The following is a 1413-nucleotide window of genomic DNA, read 5'->3' on the forward strand; positions in this document are numbered from 1 at the left end:
ATTGGGGGGCTCACTCGGGGACATCCTTCACTTGACCGCCGTTCATCACGGCTTGCAGGCCGACATAGGCTTCGCGCAGGCCAAGGGCCTGTTCGCGCCAGGCGAAGCAGGAACGCGCGTTGTGGGCATCGGCTTCTGCGATGTCAGTAAGCGAAACGGCGGCGGGTTCGCGGTCAGTGTCGGAGGCAGGTCCGGCAGGTTCATTGGTCCAGGCGGCGTCGTAGCTGCGCACGAAGCCAGCGTTAACGCCATAAGTACGGCTATCAGCAGCCGACACATAAACAGGTACTTGCTTTTCAATTTCGTCACCCTTGACGTAGATTTTCTCGATCCGGTCCCGATATTTTGTTTCGGTTTTCACCAAAACTTGAATTTGGGCCTTGGCGACCTTGACCACCCGGGCCGCCTGTTGGTTGATGTAGGCTATGTGGGCCTCCCCTGCCTTGCGTTCGCCATGCAACTGGCCCAGCATGAAGAGGCACCAACTGGCGGCCAGCAGCAGCAGGCAGCGCGCCCACACCGGAACGGGCGTCAGCAGCGCGCCCATCACGCCAGCACCTTGCGCGCCGCGTTGAACAAGGCAAGGCGGTCGGCCAGGCCGTTGACACCCCCCGTTGACGCGGCGGGTCACCGCGACCTGGTCGCCGACGTCGGCCAGCTCGTTCAACCCGTGGGTCTTCCAGAACCAGCCGGCCGAACGGCTGGCGCCTTCCGGCGTGACCAGCCAGGCCGACATGCGCTCGATCGGAATGTGGAAGTAGGCGGCGCACGCGACATGGTTCGCCGCGCCCGTCACCTGGATGAAACCCCGCCCTTTCCATTTCTGGCCGTCGCCGTCCGCTTCGGGCGTATTGCCCAGCCGGAGGGCGAGCCGGCCCGTGTCGTAAGCGGCGCCGGACGCCAGTTCCTCGACATAGCGCAGATGTGACGATTCATGGCCCACCTGAGCGATGAACGACGCCTGGCGTGCCGGCGTCGTGATGTCGAATTCGACCATGCTCGCATTGAGCCAGTCGAGGTACTTGGCTGCGCGCGGCCGCGCATACGGGAGAATGCGCACCAGCTGGTCGAGCGTCATGCGCCACCCCGCGCATTGCGAATGATTGCGGCCGCATCGCGGGCCAGTTCGCCAATGTCTTTGTCTTCGCGACGGCCGAACCAGCGCACGAAAGCGCCCAGCACCCACCATGCCGGCAGGCCGGCCAGCACGAGCACGGGCGCCGCGATGAAGACCACGCCCAGCGCCGGGTCGACGCCGTACATGGCCGCGATGTCGCGCGCAGCGTCGAACAGGCCGGGCCACCATGAGCGCAGCGCCACGACCAGCAGCGGGCCGAATACGGTGGAGAAAATGATGGTGGTGCCGATGCGGAGGAAGGCTTCTTTGCGGGTCTTGGGCCACATAAACATGAA

The 1413-nt window shown here is 64.5% G+C and carries 2 protein-coding genes; both read right to left on the reverse strand.

Features of this window, described 5'->3' with window-relative positions; translation table 11 throughout:
* Positions 1-10: 10 nt before the first annotated feature.
* Positions 11-1078, reverse strand: coding sequence for a hypothetical protein (locus F2P46_RS37225; protein WP_208296923.1), 1068 nt, complete (start codon positions 1076-1078; stop codon positions 11-13).
* Positions 1075-1413 (reverse strand): hypothetical protein (locus F2P46_RS35800; protein ID WP_166899266.1); only part of this gene is annotated, 339 nt, incomplete at its 5' end. The genes F2P46_RS37225 and F2P46_RS35800, both read right to left, overlap by 4 nt.

The organism is Massilia sp. CCM 8734 (assembly GCF_011682155.1).
Taxonomy (GTDB): domain Bacteria; phylum Pseudomonadota; class Gammaproteobacteria; order Burkholderiales; family Burkholderiaceae_D; genus Telluria_A; species Telluria_A rubra.